This window comes from Polyangium fumosum (assembly GCF_005144585.1).
Taxonomy (GTDB): Bacteria; Myxococcota_A; Polyangia; order Polyangiales; family Polyangiaceae; genus Polyangium; species Polyangium fumosum.
The window spans coordinates 1-17,852 of record NZ_SSMQ01000009.1; the positions used below are offsets into that span (position 1 = coordinate 1).

Below are 17,852 nucleotides of genomic sequence, written 5' to 3' on the forward strand. Positions count from 1 at the left end.
TGCGCAGACGTCTGCGCGCGCTTGCTGTCGAAGCTCGATGCGCCCGGCGGCCGGACGAACGCGCGTGCGCGCGGCGCCTGCCACGGCAGCGGGCCGGCGTCCAGACGGGGGTGAGCGAGGTGATACGGCGAAGTGCCCGGAGGGAAGCTCGACGCCCTGCGCGCAGTCCGTATCCGTGGGCCCGTTGCCAGGCCCGACGGCCGAAGCCTGCGCTGTCACCACACATCCGTCCCCCGCGTTCTGGAAGGAGACTGGCTGGAAACGGCGTTGGATCGCGTGCCGTGGGAACGTCGACGAACTGCGCTGCGGGGACAGCGAAGCGTGCGCGCCGAATCGCCCCCTGCCCTTCCTCCAATGCGTATGGCGTACCGGGAAGCACTTGCAATGCCCGACGAATTACCAGGACGGTCCGCACGTGCTGTATCCAGAGCTGGCCATCCATGACAGCCGAGACTGCACCAGGTGCGAATGCGGTCCGCCGGTCGGGAGCGCGTGCCTCGCTACCATCCGATTTTACGATGATGCAGCATGCATGTCCGAATTTCCCGGGGACACACTCGCCTCCTACGGCGACCAGTGCAGCAATATCTATCCTGCCGGCCGAGCCATCGGGGCCAAGGCCATCACGGACCTCCACTACGTAGGCGGCTCCTGTCTCGCAAGCGGCGGCGAGCCGATCGGTGAGGCCACGCCCGACGACGCCCAAGCCGTCACGTTCTGCTGTTACCATCCCTTCGACTGACACGTCATGCTGCCTACTGAAGCCTCGGTGAACCGCTCGGCGAAAAAAGTGGGGATCCATTCGCCCCCGGAGCCACTACTAGGTGGCATGAACGCATCCAGGATGACGTCGATGCTCGACGAACTCCCGAGGTTTCGCCGGAAGATCATGAAGTGGCTCGCTGGGTTCGGCGTTCCCGCCGACGACGTCGAGGACCTCACCCAGGAGGTTCTCAGCGCAGCGGTTCGCTACAGCGAATCTTACGATCCGACCAAACCGCTGACCCCGTGGCTGCGGATGATCGCGCGAAACATCGCGATCCAATACTTCAAGGCGAAGGGGGATTGGGCTTCTGTGGAGGCTGTGGAGGAGCCCACGGCGCACGGCGAGACGCCGGAGCGGACCGCGTTCGACAGGGAGATGGTGCGCACGCTGGCCGAGGTCTTCGAGGAGCTGACCCCCGCGGAGCGCGAGCTTTTGACGCTGCGCTTCCACGACGGGCGGTCGACCAAGGAGATCGCCGCGCTGCTTTCGATCCCAGAGCCGACCGTCAAATCGCGCCTTCAGCGCACGCTGGATCGCTGCTTTGAAGGCTTCCGCGCTCGGGGCGTCGCGGATCGCCCCGGCTCCCTCCTCGTGCCGCTCCTCTTTGCCAGCCGTCAGGAGCAGAGGACTGGAGGCGGCGCCGCGAATGGTACGGGCTTCATGGGCTCGCCTCCGGCGCCTGCGGCCCCGCAGCGTCCGCCGTGGCGCCGTGCGCTGACGTCGCGCGGGACGGCATTCGTTGCGGGCGGCGTCGCCGTGTACCTCCTTCTGGCTCGGCAGCCTCCCGAACTCGCCGCTTGCATGACGTGGCTCCGTGCGTTCCCGGTGCCCATCGAGGGGGCCTGCGTCGCGCCGGCCAGCGGCGCCGAGCTGCGCGACGAGCTGCCGGAGCGTGGCGCTGCGCGCGACGGCGAGAGGCCGCGCAAGGCGAGTGCCGCGGGCACACAGGTGGCGGCGCAGGTAGGGGCATCGGAACCGTTCACGGATTTTGCCGATGTGGAAGGGGTCGACACGGGGGACATCGTGCCGGACGACCGTTACGACCTCGAACCCATGATCGACTTCGGATCCGAGAGGTAGGACAAGGTCCCACCAATTTCGCGGGATCCGTCATCCGGTTGGTCCCGGTCCCACTATCAGGAAGCGAGACTCAGACGAACACGGCGCCGCGACGCGGCGGCGCCGCGCTCGGATTTGTCCGATCGTCGCTCGTAGACGGGGCGCCTTTCGCCGCGCGCCCCGACTGCGTCATGTACCGGATGGCCAGGTTCCGAAAAGGGAGCGGTGTGCCCGAAAGGCGCCCCGTCTTCGGGCGACGACCGTTTCAAATAACGACCCCCAGGAGGGGACGATGGGGGAGTGGTTCTCTGGGCGAGCATTCCTCCCTTATCGCCCCCTCCTGGGGGTCGTGTCCTACCGCTTGGAGGCTCATGGATACCTTGCGGGATATCGACGACGACGCAGCAACAACGGTCATGGCGCGGCCAGCGCTTCCGCCGCAGAGCGGGACCCGCGTCAGCACGGCACACTCCGAGCCGCCGGGGGATCCCCTCGCGGATCTGCCCTCCGCGTGGAGCCGCGCCCGTGCTTTCGCGGGCGCCGTGCTCCGCGATTGGCGCGAGCGCGTTCGTAGAGCGCGTCTTTCGGATCGCCTCCCACCGCTTCCGCCGCCGCGATCCGCGAGGGCAACGTGGGTCTCCGCGGGCGCCATCCGCCACGACGAGCGCGGCGAGTTGCTCTTGCTTGAAATCATGCGCGCGCCCCCGACCTACCAGCGCGCCGCCGTCTACGTGGCAAACTACGCTGCGGCCCTCCGCAAGCTCGGAAGCGAGGCGTATGCCGAGGGGCTCGCCCATTTCGTGCTCTCGCGTATGCGGCCGGATGCCGATGGATTCGTCTCGTTTGCGCGATTGCGTGACATCCTGTGCGACATGTCGGTTTCCCGTACACTCGTGCCGGCATTGCTTCGCCTGGAGAAGGCGGGCATCGTCATCATTGAGAGAACCCAGGAAGCGCCGTCGCTGCCGGATCGCGTTCAGCTCCGAATCCCCCTCTGACCAGTAACCCGTGACAACCCGGCTGCCGACCATGGAAACCGAGCTTGTTCTTGCGAGTGACGGAGCGATCTACGTCCGATTCGAAGAGGAGCCGCCCGCCGGCCGGCGCGTGTTCACCGGATACGCGCTGACTGCCGAGGAACGCGCGCTGCACGGCACGCAGGGCTTGCTCCGCTGGGCCTGCCTACAGCTCCTCGCGCTCGGGAGCGATGGCTGCGTGTACGTCCAAGAGGGGCCGCTCGATCCCCAGGGGCGCAAAGAGTTCCGGGGCTACGCCCTGACTCCCGCAGAAACCGAACGCGTCGCCCATGAGATCCACCGAACGGCGTTCAACGTCACCATAGCGGCAAGGGCCACGTGATGGCGAGCCCTCCCAACGGATCCCCGCGGCGCCATGACGCGACCTACCGATACATCCGATCGATCCGCGCCTCCGGCGAGCGCGGATCGAAGAGCACGAGCGCCACGTAGAAGACCCACTCCGCCGGCTTCATCACGAGGTACACCACGTCCGACACCCACGCCGGGCGCAGGTGGTTGCACACCGGCCGCGCGAGCAGGTCGTACGTTCGTCGTGCCAAACGACCGAAGCGGGGCCAGCGCTCGTGGAGCAGGTCCTCGAACGCGTTCGCCACCGCGAGCTGCCGGTTCACCACGATCGGCACGCCGCCGCGCCGGCCCATGCGGAGCGGGCGCACGAGCCAGGAATGGCCCCGCGCCGCCACGGTGCAGAGGTAATGGCAATCGCCGGGGAGCACCTCCACCGGGAGCCGCGAGAGCGTGTAGTCGCACGTCCGCGTGAAGACCTGGAGCGCGCCCGCTGCGTGGCCCAGCCAAACCGCCTGGAGGACCGCGTGCGCGCCGAGCAGCACCGGCGACAAGGCGAGTGCGCGGAGCAGCGTCGGGCGGTGGATCTTCTCGGGCAGGAAGGATTGCTCCGGGCCTTCGCGATACACGGCGAGCGGCTTTCCGATCGCCCGCGCGTCCGCGCCCCGCAAGCGCAGGCGGTGGCGAAGCTCCGCGCCGTAGAGGATCACGGTCAGGACCGGGGACAAACAGGGCAAGAAGGCCGGCGGGAACACCACGCCAATGAGCACCCATTTGCCGAAATGCACCGCGAGCAGCACGTGGATGGTGATGCCCGCGAGCAAAGCCGCGTGCACGAGGAGCTCGGCCATCGCCGGGTGCAGCGCCGCACGCCTGCGCCGCGAGACCATGTAGGCGAGCGCCGTCACGAGGTGAAACGCGAGCAGGCCGAAGACCTCGGGCTCGGCGAGCGGGCGGAAGACCTCGCCGCTCGCCTCGCACTCCATCACCTGGCAGGTCGCGTTGACGATGTGGTTGTAGAGCAGCCCCCACGCGGGGAGGATGCCGAGGACGAGGACGTCCGCCCACGCCAGAGCCGCGCCACGCCCGTGCGTTCGGGTGCGACGGTAGAGCTTGATGACGGCCCAGAGCCCCATGCCGACGGCCGCGAGCCCGAAGCAGATGAACGCGACGCCGCGGGCTCCCGTGGCGAGCGCGACGAGAGCCGCGACGGTCGGCGAGACGTACCCGATGACGAGCAACGTCACGAGCGCGGCGTCCGCGACGCGGCTGTGCGTGGAGGGCGAAGGCGCGGGCGCCTCCGCGAGCGGGGCCTCGGGCGGCGCGAAGGGAAGCATCTCGGCCTTCGGCGGGGCCCCGTCTTCGGCCTTTGCCTCGGGCTCCTTGTCGCGTTCGTGTTCCCCGGAATTCATGCGCTCTCCGATGCCCATCGTACCTTGCGTCCTGCGAGCTGACACGCGGATCCTACCCACGCCTACATACGCGGCACGGTGCGCAACGCGCCAAACGTTCGCCTTCCCGCGCGAATCATGCGAAGAGTCGGAGCCATGGACGTCATCCGGATTCGCGGTGGAAAGCAGCTTCAGGGCAAGATCCGCGTGAGCGGCGCGAAGAACGCGGCGCTGCCGATCCTGTGCGCGACGCTCCTCTCGGACGGCGAGAGCATCCTGCGCAACGTGCCGGCGCTCAAGGACATCGAGACCACGGGGGAATTGCTCCGGGTGCTCGGGCGCAACGTGATGGTCGACCCGCCCCTCGTGCGCGTCGCCGGCGGCCCCGAGGCGAACCCCGAGGCCCCCTACGAGCTCGTCAAGCAGATGCGCGCCAGCGTGCTCGTGCTCGGCCCCCTCGTCGCGCGCTACGGCCGCGCCAAGGTGAGCCTCCCCGGCGGATGCCAGATCGGCTCGCGCCCGGTCGACCAGCACTTGAAGGGCCTCGAAGCGCTCGGCGCGACGATCCGCCTCGCGAACGGCTACATCAACGCCGAGTGCAAGCGGCTGAAGGGCGCCGAGGTCGTCTTCGACATGCCGACCGTGACGGGCACCGAGAACATCATGATGGCCGCGGCGCTCGCGAAGGGCCGCAGCACGCTGGTCAACTGCGCCCGCGAGCCGGAGGTCGAGGAGCTCGGCCGCGTGCTGAACAAGATGGGCGCGCGTGTCGACGGCGCGGGCACGGACGTCATCCACATCGAGGGGCGCGACGAGCTCGACCCGTTCGACCATGCGATCATCTCGGACCGCATCGAGACCGGGACGTACATGGTCGCGGCCGCGGCGGCGGGCGGCGACGTGCTGCTCGAGAACGCGCCGCTCGAGGACCTCGAAGCTGTCGTGGCGAAGCTCCGCGCGACGGGCGTGGAGGTCGGGCGCGAGGGCGACTGCGTGCGCATCCGCCGCGACCCCGACCGGCCGCTGCGCCCGGTCGACGTGGTGACCGCGCCGCACCCCGGCTTCCCGACGGACATGCAGGCGCAGTTCATGGTGCTGATGTGCCTGGCGCGCGGGACGTCGCGGATCAACGAGACGATCTTCGAGAACCGGTTCATGCACGTGCCGGAGCTGCGCCGCATGGGCGCGGAGATCGACACCGACGGGCACACGGCGCACGTGCACGGCGGCCGCCCGCTCTCGGGCGCGAAGGTGATGGCCACGGATCTCCGCGCGAGCGCGTCGCTCGTCATCGCGGGGCTGCTCGCGACGGAGGGCGAGACCGAGGTCTTGCGCGTCTATCACCTCGATCGCGGCTACGAGTACATGGAGCGCAAGCTCGCGACGCTCGGCGCGGATACGGTGCGGATCAAGGGGCAGCCGGGGTGAACGAGGGGCCGCTCTCGATCGCCGTCCCGAAAGGCCGCATTCTCAAGGCGCTCGCGCCCCTGTTTTCCCGGGCGGGCCTCGACGTGGGCCCGCTCGTCGCCGACGACCGGCGGCTCGTGCGCGACGACGCGGCGGGCCGCCTGCGCTACGTGTTCCTGAAGCCCGACGACGTGCCGACGTACGTGGAATACGGCGCGGTGGACCTCGGCATCGCCGGGCGAGATACGCTGCTCGAAAAAAAGGCGGACCTCTACACGCCGCTCGACCTCGGAATCGGCCGATGCCGCCTGGCGGTGGCGGGGCCGCGGGGCAAGCAGGCGCCGGACGTGCCGCGCGTGGCCACGAAATACCCGCGCGTCGCGGCGGACTTTTTCGCGAAAAAGGGGATTCAGGCCGAGGTGATCCCCGTCTCGGGCTCGGTGGAACTCGCGCCGCTCGTGGGTTTGTCGGACCTGATCGTCGACGTGGTCGAGACGGGAAAGACCCTCGAAGAGAATGACCTCGAAGTGATCGAGACGGTCGCCGAGGTGAGCACGATGCTCATCGCGAACCGGGCGGCGTACAAGCTCCGCGCGGCGGAGATCCGGCCGCTTTGTGAGGCGATCGGCAGGGTCGTGGCGGAGGCTCGGTCTCCCTGATCCGGCGTTGACCTCGCTCTCGAAGCCGGCCTACGATATCGTAGAAAGCGAGGAATCCATCATGAACATGCGCGGAACGATGCGCGTCGCGGCGCTCGGGCTGCTCGCGGGCGGAATGGTGTTCGCCTGCGGAGACGGCGGGAGCACGACCTCCACGGGCACGAACACGGGCGGCTCCGGCGGCACGGGCGGCGGCCCGACCGGCGGCGGCGGGACGGGCGGGGACGCGGGGTCGGGCGGCGACGTGTTCACGGACGCCGGATGCCCGCCGGCGCAGATCTGCGGCGATGCGTGTTGTCCCACGGGCGAGACCTGCGCGCTCGGGACGACGTGCGCCCGCGCGCAGCCGCCTTGCACGACGAACGACGATTGCTTGTTCGATAGCTACTGCAACGAGGGGCAATGCGTCCCTTATGGCATTCCCGGCGCGCAGGAGAACGATCCGAGCTGCACGAGCCCCGTGGAGATCGGTGCCATCGTGCCGTCGGAGCAATGCCGCTGGACCGGGCCGCCCGACGGCGACGCGCATCCGAACAACTTCCAGGTGATGGCCACGCCCGTCGTCGTCGATTTCGACTTCGACAGCGACCCGAATACGCTCTCGCCCTCGATCGTCTTCACCTCGTTCCCCACGGCGGGCAGCTACACGAACCCCGGCGTCCTGCGCGTCATCAGCGGGAAGGATTGCTCGCAACAGTGGAGCTTCGACGCCGCGGGGGACGCGACCATGTCGCCCGCGTCGGTGGCCGTGGGGGACCTCGACGGCGACGGCCGGGCGGAGATCGTCGCGGCGCGCCACGGCGGCGGCGTCCTCGCGTTCCGCTTCGATCCCGCGACGAATACGTTCGCGCAGCTCTGGCGCTCCGGCACGTGCCCGGGAGGCTCCGGCCCGCCCACCACGTTCGACACGACGGGCGGATCCGACAAATGGAGCGGGCCTTCGATTCACGACCTCGACGACGACGGCAAACCCGAGATCCTCTACGGGGCCACGGTATACCGCGCCGATGGCTGCATGGCCTCGAACGGACTCGGCTTCCCGGCCTACAGCAAGGGCGTCGTGCCCGTCGTCGCCGACGTCGACGAGGATGGGAAGATGGAGCTCGTGCTCGGCAATGGGATCCATCAATGGGATTCCGCGGCCGGCGATTGGGTCGCGGAGGCCTATTTCACGCCCGGCAACCTCGCCGCGGGTCAGGTGGCCGTCGCCGAGCTCGGCAGCTTCCCGCTCGACGCGTTCGGCGGGCAGGATCGCGCCGAGATCGTGGTCGTGTCGGGCGGGAACATCCGCGTGCAGACGCTCGCCGGCACGGTGGTCTTCGGGCCCGTCACGATCCCGGGCGGCGGCACGGGCGGTCCCCCCACGATCGCCGATTTCGACGGGGATGGCCGGCGCGAATTCGCGAGCGCGGGCGGGACGCAGTACGTCGTCTTCGATTTCGACTGCCTCGCGGGCGGCGACCCCGCGAAATGCGGAGGGCAATCGCCCGGCACGGGCATCCTCTGGAGCCAGCCTTCGAAGGACGCGAGCTCCAACGTGACCGGGTCGAGCGTCTTCGATTTCGATTACGACGGCAAGGCCGAGGCGGTCTACGCCGACGAATGTTTCCTCCGGGTCTACGACGGGACCACGGGGGCCGTCATTTACAGCGTCGCGCGTTCGTCGGGGACGACCTACGAGAACCCCGTGATCGTGGACGTGGACGGGGATTACCACACGGAGATCGTCACGGCCGTGAACAACTACGCGGGCAACCTCGGCTGCCCCGCCACGGATCCGCTCTTCCCGAATGCGACGTTCGCCCAGAACCACGGCATTCTGGTCCTGCGCGACGAGCAGGAGCGCTGGGCGGCCTCGCGGCCGGTGTGGAATCAGCACGCGTACGCCGTCACGCACGTCGGTGATCACGGCGAGATCCCCAAGACGTCGAGCGTGGCGGTCAACTGGAAGGCGCCGGAGCTCAACAATTTCCGCCAGAACGTGCAAGGCGACCTCGAAGCGCTCGGGCAACCCGATCTCACGGCGGGCGGGGACGTGGGCGCCGTGAAATGCGTGGGGACCCTCGCGACGATCGAGGCCCGGGTATGCAACCGCGGCACGCTCCCGATGGTGAGCGGCACCGAGGTCACGTTTTATGACGGCTCGGCGATGGGGCCCGCGCTCTGCACGGCCGCGATCCCGGTCGCGCTCGGCGTGAAGGAGTGCACGATCGTGAGTTGCCAGGCGGATCTCGGCGGCAAGAAGCTCGACATCTACGTCCGCGTCGACCCGCAGACGCAGACGCTCGAGTGCCACGAGAAGAACAACGACGCCCTTTATACCGGCGTCGAGTGCGGCGCCGTGCCGAACTGACGCCCTCCCCTCGCCTTGCCATGTATCATCCCTCCCTGGAGGTGATGATGCACGCCCCCCGCTTTTCCTCGATAAAACGCCCCCTCGCCGCCCTCGGCATTCTCCTCGCGACGCTCGGCGCCGCAAAGACCGCCTCGGCCACGGGCATGCAGGGCCATATCTACATGGCCCACTGCGCCGCCGAGCAGGTCACGGAGCCGCGGCTCCGCGCCGTCTTCGACGCCCACGAGAACGATCTCTCGAACGGCGCCTTTTTCCCCGACTCCGGCTATACCGCGGAGGACCACGATCAAGGCGAAATTCCGCACTGGGAGCGATACGTTCAAGGATACGTCGAGCTGATCCGGACGAAGTACGGAGACAAACCGCTCGACAACCCGGAAGCCGCGGTGCACGTGGCGTTCTTGATGGGGCTCGCGGCCCATGGGATCACGGATTCGACGTTTGATTCGCTGCTCTACGAGCGCGCGGACCAGGTCGACCCGGGAGACATGGATACCTTCGACATGGCGATGGATATCTTCCTCGTCCACGACCATCCGCGGTACTACCTGCCCGAGGTCGCCGTCGACACGAAGGCGCAAAGCGAGATCTTCGAGCAGAAGATCGCCCATCCCGTGACACCCGAGGCGATCCAGAAGGCCATGTCGACGGCCAGGTCCGGCATCTTCTTGGTGGCGAACTACCTGTACATCGGCGCCGACGAGTACGGGGAGCGGTTCCCCTGGGCCCGGCAAAGCCTGCGGGATCCGCGGACGCCCGGCGGATATCCGTTCGGCGCCCAGGTCACGAAGGGGTATTACCGCGAGATCCTCCGCCGGCTCGACGGCGATCTTTCGGCCGACGCCGTGGTCATCGGCCAATACCCGGACGAGGCCTATCCGCTCGCGACGCTCGATAACACGCGGCCCGACGGAAACCTCGTGTTGTTCTTCGGCGAGGGAATGGACCGGGCCACGATCGACGACGCGGTCGTGACCGTGCGCGACGGCGCGGGCGCGGTGGTTCCCACGAAGGTCAGCGTGTATCGCGGCGATCAATGGGCGAACGTCCTGCGCATCTCGGCGCAAGAGCCCTGGCAGCCGTCGACGAAATACACGGCGACCTTGCACAAGTCGATCAAGACGCTCGCCGGTGTCTCCCCGACCGAGGATCACGTCTTTTCGTTCACGACCTGCACGCCGGAATCCCCGGGCGGTGATTGCCCGGCGCAGGTCGGGCCGCCGCCCGCCTCGCCCTGCCCGAAGCTCGACGCGGCGTATACGATGCGGCCCGAGGATACGCCTCCGGAAGAGGAGGAGCCGCCCCCGCCGACGAATGTCGATCCCGTCACGCAAGACGAGAGCGGATGTACGGCCGCGCCGGCCCGCCGCGAGGCGAGCGCCGGGTCGCTCCTCGCGCTCGCCGGCGCATGCGTGGCGCTCGTCGCGCGGCGGCGCGGCCGTCGTCCCTGATCAGCCGCACATCCCGTTCGGCAAGCACCGCTCGCCGACGGCACATTGCGTGCCGCCGCAGGTGCATTGCCCGTTGCCCCCGCAGGTGCCCGCCGTTCCGGCATTACAATCGGCGTCCGCGTCGCAGCGGCACGAGGGCGCCTGCGGGATCATGCCGCCGCAAACGAAGCCGGTCGGGCAGGCTCGGCCACAAGCGCCGCAGTTCGCGGCGTCCGTGTAGGGGTCGACGCAAGCCGCGGGGCTCTGGCAGCAGAGCATGTTCGCGGCGCACGCAGCGCCGCCGTTGCACGTGCATGCATTGCCCATGCACACCTCGCCGGCCGCGCAGGTCGTCCCGTTGCAGCTACAGAGCCCCGTGGCACCGGCGCAGTTGCCACCCCCGCCGCACTCGTTGTTCGTGTTGCAGCCGCAGAACTTCTGCTGAAGGGGACCGCGGTCGCAATCGAGGCCGCCGCTGCAATCGTTGCCGCAGCCGCCGCAGTTGGCGTCGTCTTGCTGGGCGTTACGCTCGCAGCCGTTGTCGTTGCCCATCGCGGGCCTCGAACAGTTCGCGAACCCGAGATCACACGTCGAATCACAGACGCCGGCCGTGCAGCTCTTCGAGGCGACGTTCGTCCCGGAGCACGCGCGGCCACAGGCGCCGCAGTGATTGATGTTCGTCGCCGTGTTCGTCTCGCAGCCGTCTGTCGGATCGTTGTTGCAATCGGCCGTGCCGGCCGCGCAATCGAGCTCGCACATCCCGCTCGTGCACGACGTGCCCGAGGGACAAACGTTCCCGCAGGTGCCGCAGTTCTGCGGGTCGTTCTGGAGGTTCACCTCGCAGCCCGTCCCGTCCATCATGTCGCAATCGCCGAAGCCGCCCTCGCACGCGCCGAGCGTGCACGTGCCCATGTCGCACGTCTCGGCTGCGTTCGCGAAGTCGCACGTGTCGCCGCAGAAGTTGCAATCGAGCAGCGTGCCGAGCATGGTCTCGCAACCGTCGCTCGTGTTCATGTTGCAATCGGCCGTCCCCGGCTCACAGGGGTTCGGCTCGCACTGGCCGGCGATGCAGGACTCGAAGACGGTGCAGGCCGAACCACACCCACCACAATGCAGCGGATCCGCCTGGGTGTTCGCCTCGCAGCCGGTCTGCGCCATCATGTCGCAATCGGCAAACCCCTGCGTGCACGAGCCGAGCCCGCACTGGCCCGCCTCGCACGTCGCCGTCGCGTTCGCCGCCATGCAGACCGTACCGCACGCGCCGCAGTTGCTCGGGTCGGTGGCCGTCTCCGACTCGCATCCGCTCGTCGCGAGGCCGTCGCAATCGAAGAACCCTGCCTCGCACGTGTCCACGGCGCAGGCGCCGTTGGCACACGCGGCCGTCGCATTCGGGACGTTGCAGGGGCTGCACCCGGTGCCGCAGCCGAAGGCCGGATCGTCGGCGGCGACGCACACGTCATTGCAGCTCACCTGGCCGGTCGGGCACGCGGCCGCGCCGCCATTGCCACCGCTGCCCCCCGTCGGTTCGAACTGATCGAAATCCTGGGTACAGCTCGCGACACCCAGGCCCGCGAGGGCCAGGGCCATGAGGGCAGACAAAACACCAAACCGCATCGACGCCTCCGTCGGGGAAAACCGCGACCGCGGCCACGATTATCCAGATCGACGGAAAGTTCAATTGTTTTGTCGATGTACGCCCGGCAGAAGGGCGCGCGCGCCGGCCGCCAAAGCGGAGGTGTCGTCAGGCTTCGGCCTTCACGGCCGTCGCCTCGGTCCTGCCGAAGATCCGCGTGAGGACGACGTAGAGGCCACCCGAGACGAAGAAGCCCACGAACCAGGCATAGTTGTAGAGCTTCATCCACATCGGGTCGACGGTCATGACCTTGATCGTCCCGAGGAAGCCCGGCAGGTTCGGCAGGATGCCCGCGCAGAGGGCGATGATCGCCGCCAGGTTGAAGCCGCCCCGGTACCAGTAGGAGCCCTCGCGCACGTAGAGCTGCACGAGGTCGAGCTTCGTTTTGCGGACGATGAAATAATCCGCGATGAGGATGCCGCCGATGGCGCCGAGCAGCGCCGAATACCCGACGAGCCACGTGAAGATGTATCCCGAGGGGTCCGAGACGAGGCGCCAGGGCTGGATCAGAATGCCAATCACGCCCGTGATGAAGCCGCCCGTGCGGAACGAGATGCCCTTCGGCCAGAGGTTCGCGAAATCGTTCGCCGGGCTCACCACGTTCGCTGCGATGTTCGTCGCGAGCGTGGCGATGCAGAGCGAGAAGAGCGCGACCACGAGCAGGACCGGGTTCTTGAACTTCGTGATGAGCACGACCGGATCCCAGATCGTCTCGCCATAGATCACGGCCGTCGCCGAGGTGACCGCCACGCCGATGAACGAATAGAGGCCCATCGTGGTGGGCAGCCCGAGCGCCTGCCCTACGACCTGATCCCGCTGCGAATACGCATACCGCGTGAAATCAGGGATGTTGAGCGAGAGCGTCGCCCAGAAGCCGATCATGCCCGTGAGCGCGGGGAAAAAGAACGACCAGAACTGGCCCTCTTTCTTCCCGCCCGCAGCAAACGCCGAGGGCGTGTCGAGCATCGGGCCGAACCCGCCCGCCTTGCCATAGGCCCATGCGAGCAGCGCGAGCCCGAGCGCGATGAGCAAGGGGGCTTTGATGTTCAGGAGGACCCGGATCGAGTCGATCCCCTTGTGGATGACCCACATGTTGATCCCCCAGAAAAACAGGAAGCAGAGGAGCTGGGGGAGGCTGATGCCGAGGATGTTCGCGGGCGCGCTCTCCCACGAGGGGACGAACACGGCGATGATCTTGTAAATCGCCCAGCCCCCGATCCACGCCTGGATCCCGAACCAGCCACACGCGACGAGCGCGCGCAGGATCGCCGGGATGTTCGCGCCGAGAATGCCAAACGACGGGCGGCAATACACCGGGAAGGGAATGCCGTACTTGGTGCCCGCGTGCGCATTCAGGATCATCGGCAAGAGGACGATCGTATTGCCGAGGAAGATCGTGACCACGGCCTGCCACCAGCTCATCCCCTCGGCGATGAGCGAGGAGGCGAGCATGTACGTGGGCACGCAGGCCGACATGGAGATCCAGAGCGCGGCGATGTCCTTCATCGCCCACTTGCGATCCTTGATCCGTGTCGGCTCGAGGTCGTGGTTGATGTAGGGCGAGACGATCTCGCCCTCGATCTCGTGAATGTCACCAGAGACGCGGACGGCGATGCGAGCGTCGGTCGTCATGGAGGGCCCCCGCAGAGGTAGGATCAGCCGCTAACGTTTGGCGCGCTCGACCTCGGTGACGTGAAGGCCACCAGGTACGAAATCGGCGCCGCGCTGGACCCGATCGTTCCAGCTCTCGTTGGGTTTGCCCGAGGGCACTTCCTTCATCGTGATGCAGCCCGAGACGGGGCAAACGAGCTGGCAAAGATTGCAGCCGATGCATTCGTCGTCGTCGACGAACGGCACGCGTGCCCCCGGCGCCCCGCCCCTCGCCGTGACCGCGCGGTCCGGGATGAGCTTCGGGATGTGGGTATGCCCCGCCTTGCGCGCCTGCTCCTCGGTGCGGCCAGGCAGGTGGATGCACTGGTGCGCGCCGTCCATGCAGGCGACGTAGCAGAGCTGGCAGCCGATGCATTTGTCGGTCGAGATGTCCGCGACGACGCGATACCCGAGGTCGAGCTCGCCCCAGTTCTTGTATTGCGGCGCGGCACGGCCCCGGAGGTCCAGGATCGATTTCATGCCCTTCGAATCGAGGAAATCGTTCAGGCCCTCGATCATGTCCTCGACGATGCGGTAGCCGTAATGCATGACCGCCGTGCAGACCTGCACGCTCGTGCAGCCGAGCGCGATGAACTCGGCCGCGTCGCGCCAGTTCGAGATGCCGCCGATGCCCGAAATCGGGAGCTTTGAAACGTACGGATGCCGCGTCAACTCGCCGACCATGTGCAGCGCGACGGGCTTGACCGCCGGGCCACAATAACCGCCGTTCGTCGAGGCGTTCCCGACGCGCGGCAAGGGCACCATCCGGTCGAGATCGATGGCCATGATCGACTTGATGGTATTGATCAAAGAAATCGCGTGCGCCCCGGATTCGAGCACCGCCTCGCCCGGCTCGACGATGTCCGTCACGTTGGGGCTCAGCTTGACGATGACCGGCTTCGTCGCGAATTCGACGGCCCAGCGCGCGATCTCCCGAAGCACCTTCGGCTCCGAGCTCACGGCCGAGCCCATCCCGCGCTCACACATGCCGTGTGGGCAGCCGAAATTGAGCTCGTGGCCGTCCGAGCCCGCCTCCTCGGCGCGCTGAATGATCTCCTTCCACTCCTCCTTCGTCTCGACCATGAGCGAAGTAATGACGGCGTGGTTCGGATAACGGCGCTTGACCTCGCGAATCTCGCGGAAGTTCACTTCGAGCGGGCGGTCCGTGATGAGCTCGATGTTGTTGAGCCCCATCATGCGCGTATTGCCGTAATCGATGCCGCCGAACCGGCTCGACACGTTGACGATCGGATTGCCGAGCGTCTTCCACACAGCGCCGCCCCAGCCGGCGTCGAACGCGCGCATGACCTGGTCGCCCGTGTTCGTGGGCGGCGCCGAGGCGAGCCAGAACGGGTTCGGGCTCTTGATACCCGCGAAATCAATCGATAGATCTGCCATGTCTCAGGCTCCCACGCCCATCAGGTACGCGTGCATGCTCGTGACCGCGATCTTCGCCTCGGCGACCGCGTTCACGACCTCCTTGCCGCCATTGACGCAATCGCCGGCGCTCCAGACCTTGGGGTTGCCGGTGCGATACGTCTTCGGATCGACGATGACCCGGCCGCGCATGTCGAGCTCGACGCCCGGAAACGAGCGCGCGACCTCGGTCATGCGACTCTGGCCGACCGCGACGACCACGAGGTCCGCCCGGAGGTCCTCCTCGGTGCCGGCGACGGGCTTTTTGTCCTCGGTCCGGATCACGCGCATACCCGTGATTTTGCCGACGTTGTCCCGTAAAACCGCGACCGGCGAGCGCTCGCAAAGGACCTTCATGCCGTCGACGCGGCCGCTCGCGAGCTCGTGCTCGTAGGCCGAGAGGTCCTCCTCGCCGCCGCGGTAGAGCATGGTCGCGTCGATGCCGAGCAAGGCGAGCTCGTGCGCGACGTCGACCGCCGTATTGCCGCCGCCGACGACGATCGCCCGGTCGACGCCCTTGAAGCGCAGCGTCGGGTCGGCCTTGAGCCGCTCGATGAGGTGCGTCGCGCCCACCACGCCGCCGCCGTCCTCGCCAGGGATCTTGAGGCGCGAATCCGGGCCGAGGCCGAGGCCGAGGAAGACCGCGTCGTATTGCTGGAGCAGCGACGAGGCCGAGACCTCCTCGGACGAGCCCGAGACAGGGACGATCTCCACGCCCTGGTACAGCTCGACATTGCCGAGCGAGAGCACCCAGGTGATCTCCTGGAGCGCCTCCTCGACCTTCATCTTGTACGGGGCGATGCCCAGCGTATTGAGGCCGCCCGGCAGGAGCTTCTTTTCGTAAATGGCCGCCTCGTGCCCTTCGAGCGCGAGCCAGCCGGCCGCCGCGACGGACGCCGGGCCCGCGCCGACGAGCGCGATGCGCTTGCCCGTCGGCGCCTTGGGCTTGAAGATCTGCGGATCCTCGGCGAGCGCCTTCTCGACGGCATACCGCTGGAGCCGGCCGATCTTGATCGGATCACGGTGCCAGTCGTTGTAGACGCAAGCGCCGGCGCAGAGGACCTCCACCGGACAAACCTGGCCGCACGATTTGCCGAGCAGGTTCTGCGAGAGAATGGTGCGCGCCGCGCCCTTGACGTTGCCCGTGCCGATCTTCCGGATGAACGTGGGAATGTCGATCGCGGTCGGGCACGCCTTGATGCAGGGCGCGTCCACGCAATACAGGCACCGGTTCGCCTCGGCGATGGCCTCGGCGTCTTCGTACGGCGGCTTCTTGTCCTCGTACAGGACCTCGAGCCGATCCCCTTCGACGTCCGGGATGTGCGGCGAATGATGGGTCATCGGACCTCCCTTGCGGCAGCCGGCGCCTCGAGCTTGCGCGGGAGATAACGCCCCGCGCCGCGCACGACGTCGAGCTTGCCGTCCTTGTATTGGACGCGGCCGTGGACGATGGTGTGGCTCACCTTGCCCTTGACCTCGAATCCCTCGAAGATGTTGCGATCGCAGCGGTGGTGGTGCGTCTTCGCCGAAATGACGCTCGACCCCTTCGGGTCGAAGATCACGAGGTCGGCGTCGGCGCCCGGCACGATCGCGCCCTTGCGCGGATAGAGTCCAAAGATCTTCGCGGGCTGCGTGGAGAAGAGATCGACGAAGCGGTTCACGTCGATGTGGCCGCCGAGGACGCCGTAGGTCCAGAGCAGGCCGAGGCGATTCTCGATGCCCGCCGCGCCGTTCGGGATCTTCGTGAAATTGTCCCGACCCATGTCCTTCTGGCCGACCTGATTAAAGGGGCAATGGTCCGTCGCGACCACCTGGATGAGCCCCGAGGCGATGCCCGCCCAGAGCGCCTCCTGATGTCCCTTCGGCCGGATCGGCGGGCTCATGACGTACGCCGCGCCCTCGAAATCGGGTTTGTCGTAGACCGAGTCGTCGAGGATCAGGTATTGCGGGCACGTCTCGGCGAAGACGAGCTGGCCGCGCCGGCGCGCGTCGGTGACGGCGTCGAGCGCCTCGCGACACGTGAGGTGGACGATGTAAATGGGCTCGCCGATCATACGCGCCATCATGATCGCGCGGTTCGTCGCCTCGCCCTCGACGGGCGCGGGGCGCGAGAGGGCGTGATATTTCGGGTCGAGTTTGCCCTCGGCGACGAGCTTCTTCTGCAAGGCGACGACGACGTCGCCGTGCTCGGCGTGCACCGTGACGAGCGCGCCGAGGTCCTTCGCCGTCTGCATGACCTGGATGAGCTCGACGTCGTCGACGCCGATCGCGCCGCGATAGGCCATGAACGTCTTGAAGGAGGGGATGCCCTCCTCGCGGACGCATTGCTCCATCTCGGACTTCGTGCGGTCGCCCCACCAGGTGACCGCCATGTGGAAGGCATAATCGGCGACGGCCTTCTTCGCCTTCTCCTTCCACATGGCGAGGCCGTCGAGCAAATGCTGGCCGCGCGCAGGGATGACGAAATCGATGATCGACGTGGTCCCGCCGGCGACGCCCGCCGCGGTGCCCGTCTCGAAATCGTCGGAGCTCTCCGTGCCCATGAACGGCAGCTCCATGTGCACGTGCGCGTCGATGCCGCCCGGGAAGACGAGCTGGCCCGAGGCGTCGATGACGACGTCGTCCGCGCCCTGCTTCACGAGCCCGGACCCGACCGCCACGATCTTGTCGCCATCGCAATATACGTCACCGACGAACTTGTCGGCGGCGGTGACGATCTCGCCATTCTTGATCAGGATGCCCATCTCGTCCTCCCGAACG

At 67.6% G+C, this 17,852-nt stretch carries 14 protein-coding genes; 8 read left to right on the plus strand and 6 right to left on the minus strand.

Translation table 11 applies throughout. The annotated features are described in order from the left end of the window. Positions 1-532 precede the first annotated feature (532 nt). The 4 genes from E8A74_RS10735 to E8A74_RS10750 all read left to right on the plus strand — a co-directional run bounded on the left by E8A74_RS10735 (position 533) and on the right by E8A74_RS10750 (position 3,184). Positions 533-742: a hypothetical protein gene (locus E8A74_RS10735; RefSeq protein ID WP_136928870.1), complete on the plus strand. Its 210-nt coding sequence runs from the start codon at positions 533-535 to the stop codon at positions 740-742. 27 nt (positions 743-769) lie between these two features. Next, a complete protein-coding gene (locus E8A74_RS10740; RefSeq protein WP_170229036.1) occupies positions 770-1,846 on the plus strand; it encodes an RNA polymerase sigma factor in 1,077 nt (358 codons plus the stop codon). A 350-nt stretch (positions 1,847-2,196) separates the two neighbouring features. Further along, on the plus strand, positions 2,197-2,823 hold the full coding sequence (locus E8A74_RS10745) for a hypothetical protein (protein ID WP_136928872.1): 627 nt from the start codon (positions 2,197-2,199) through the stop codon (positions 2,821-2,823). A 31-nt stretch (positions 2,824-2,854) separates the two neighbouring features. Further along, positions 2,855-3,184 (plus strand): hypothetical protein, encoded by a 330-nt coding sequence (locus tag E8A74_RS10750; RefSeq protein ID WP_136928873.1) that lies wholly within the window; start codon positions 2,855-2,857, stop codon positions 3,182-3,184. Positions 3,185-3,227: 43 nt separating this feature from the next. Here E8A74_RS10750 and E8A74_RS10755 read toward each other — a convergent pair whose 3' ends face one another. Next, complete coding sequence (locus E8A74_RS10755) at positions 3,228-4,562, minus strand: DUF6688 domain-containing protein (protein ID WP_232379488.1); 1,335 nt, start codon at positions 4,560-4,562, stop codon at positions 3,228-3,230. Positions 4,563-4,697: 135 nt separating this feature from the next. On the opposite strand from E8A74_RS10755, the gene murA reads away from it, so the two are divergent. The 4 genes from murA (at position 4,698) to E8A74_RS10775 (ending at position 10,414) form a co-directional block, all read left to right on the plus strand. Then, complete coding sequence (gene murA, locus E8A74_RS10760) at positions 4,698-5,969, plus strand: UDP-N-acetylglucosamine 1-carboxyvinyltransferase (protein ID WP_136928874.1); 1,272 nt, start codon at positions 4,698-4,700, stop codon at positions 5,967-5,969. Beyond that, the gene (gene hisG / locus E8A74_RS10765; protein ID WP_136928875.1) at positions 5,966-6,607 is read left to right on the plus strand and encodes an ATP phosphoribosyltransferase; all 642 of its coding nucleotides are present in this window, start codon (positions 5,966-5,968) and stop codon (positions 6,605-6,607) included. The genes murA and hisG overlap by 4 nt, the downstream gene beginning before the upstream one ends. Positions 6,608-6,668: 61 nt before the next feature. After that, complete coding sequence (locus E8A74_RS10770) at positions 6,669-8,960, plus strand: FG-GAP repeat domain-containing protein (protein ID WP_136928876.1); 2,292 nt, start codon at positions 6,669-6,671, stop codon at positions 8,958-8,960. 20 nt (positions 8,961-8,980) lie between these two features. Further along, positions 8,981-10,414, plus strand: coding sequence for an Ig-like domain-containing protein (locus tag E8A74_RS10775; RefSeq protein WP_136928877.1), 1,434 nt, complete (start codon positions 8,981-8,983; stop codon positions 10,412-10,414). Here the strand turns inward: E8A74_RS10775 and E8A74_RS10780 are convergent, their stop codons facing one another. The 5 genes from E8A74_RS10780 to hydA all read right to left on the minus strand — a co-directional run bounded on the left by E8A74_RS10780 (position 10,415) and on the right by hydA (position 17,836). Beyond that, positions 10,415-12,007 carry a hypothetical protein gene (locus E8A74_RS10780; RefSeq protein ID WP_136928878.1) on the minus strand — a complete coding sequence of 531 codons (1,593 nt, stop codon included), beginning with the start codon at positions 12,005-12,007 and terminating at the stop codon, positions 10,415-10,417. Positions 12,008-12,134: 127 nt separating this feature from the next. Then, positions 12,135-13,658, minus strand: coding sequence for an NCS1 family nucleobase:cation symporter-1 (locus tag E8A74_RS10785; protein WP_136928879.1), 1,524 nt, complete (start codon positions 13,656-13,658; stop codon positions 12,135-12,137). A gap of 30 nt (positions 13,659-13,688) precedes the next feature. Then, on the minus strand, positions 13,689-15,074 hold the full coding sequence (gene preA, locus E8A74_RS10790; protein ID WP_136928880.1) for an NAD-dependent dihydropyrimidine dehydrogenase subunit PreA: 1,386 nt from the start codon (positions 15,072-15,074) through the stop codon (positions 13,689-13,691). A 3-nt stretch (positions 15,075-15,077) separates the two neighbouring features. Then, the gene (locus E8A74_RS10795; protein WP_136928881.1) at positions 15,078-16,433 is read right to left on the minus strand and encodes an FAD-dependent oxidoreductase; all 1,356 of its coding nucleotides are present in this window, start codon (positions 16,431-16,433) and stop codon (positions 15,078-15,080) included. Beyond that, positions 16,430-17,836, minus strand: a complete 1,407-nt coding sequence (gene hydA, locus E8A74_RS10800; protein ID WP_136928882.1) for a dihydropyrimidinase — start codon at positions 17,834-17,836, stop codon at positions 16,430-16,432. Before hydA ends, E8A74_RS10795 begins: the two co-directional genes overlap by 4 nt. Between the last annotated feature and the right edge of the window lie 16 nt (positions 17,837-17,852).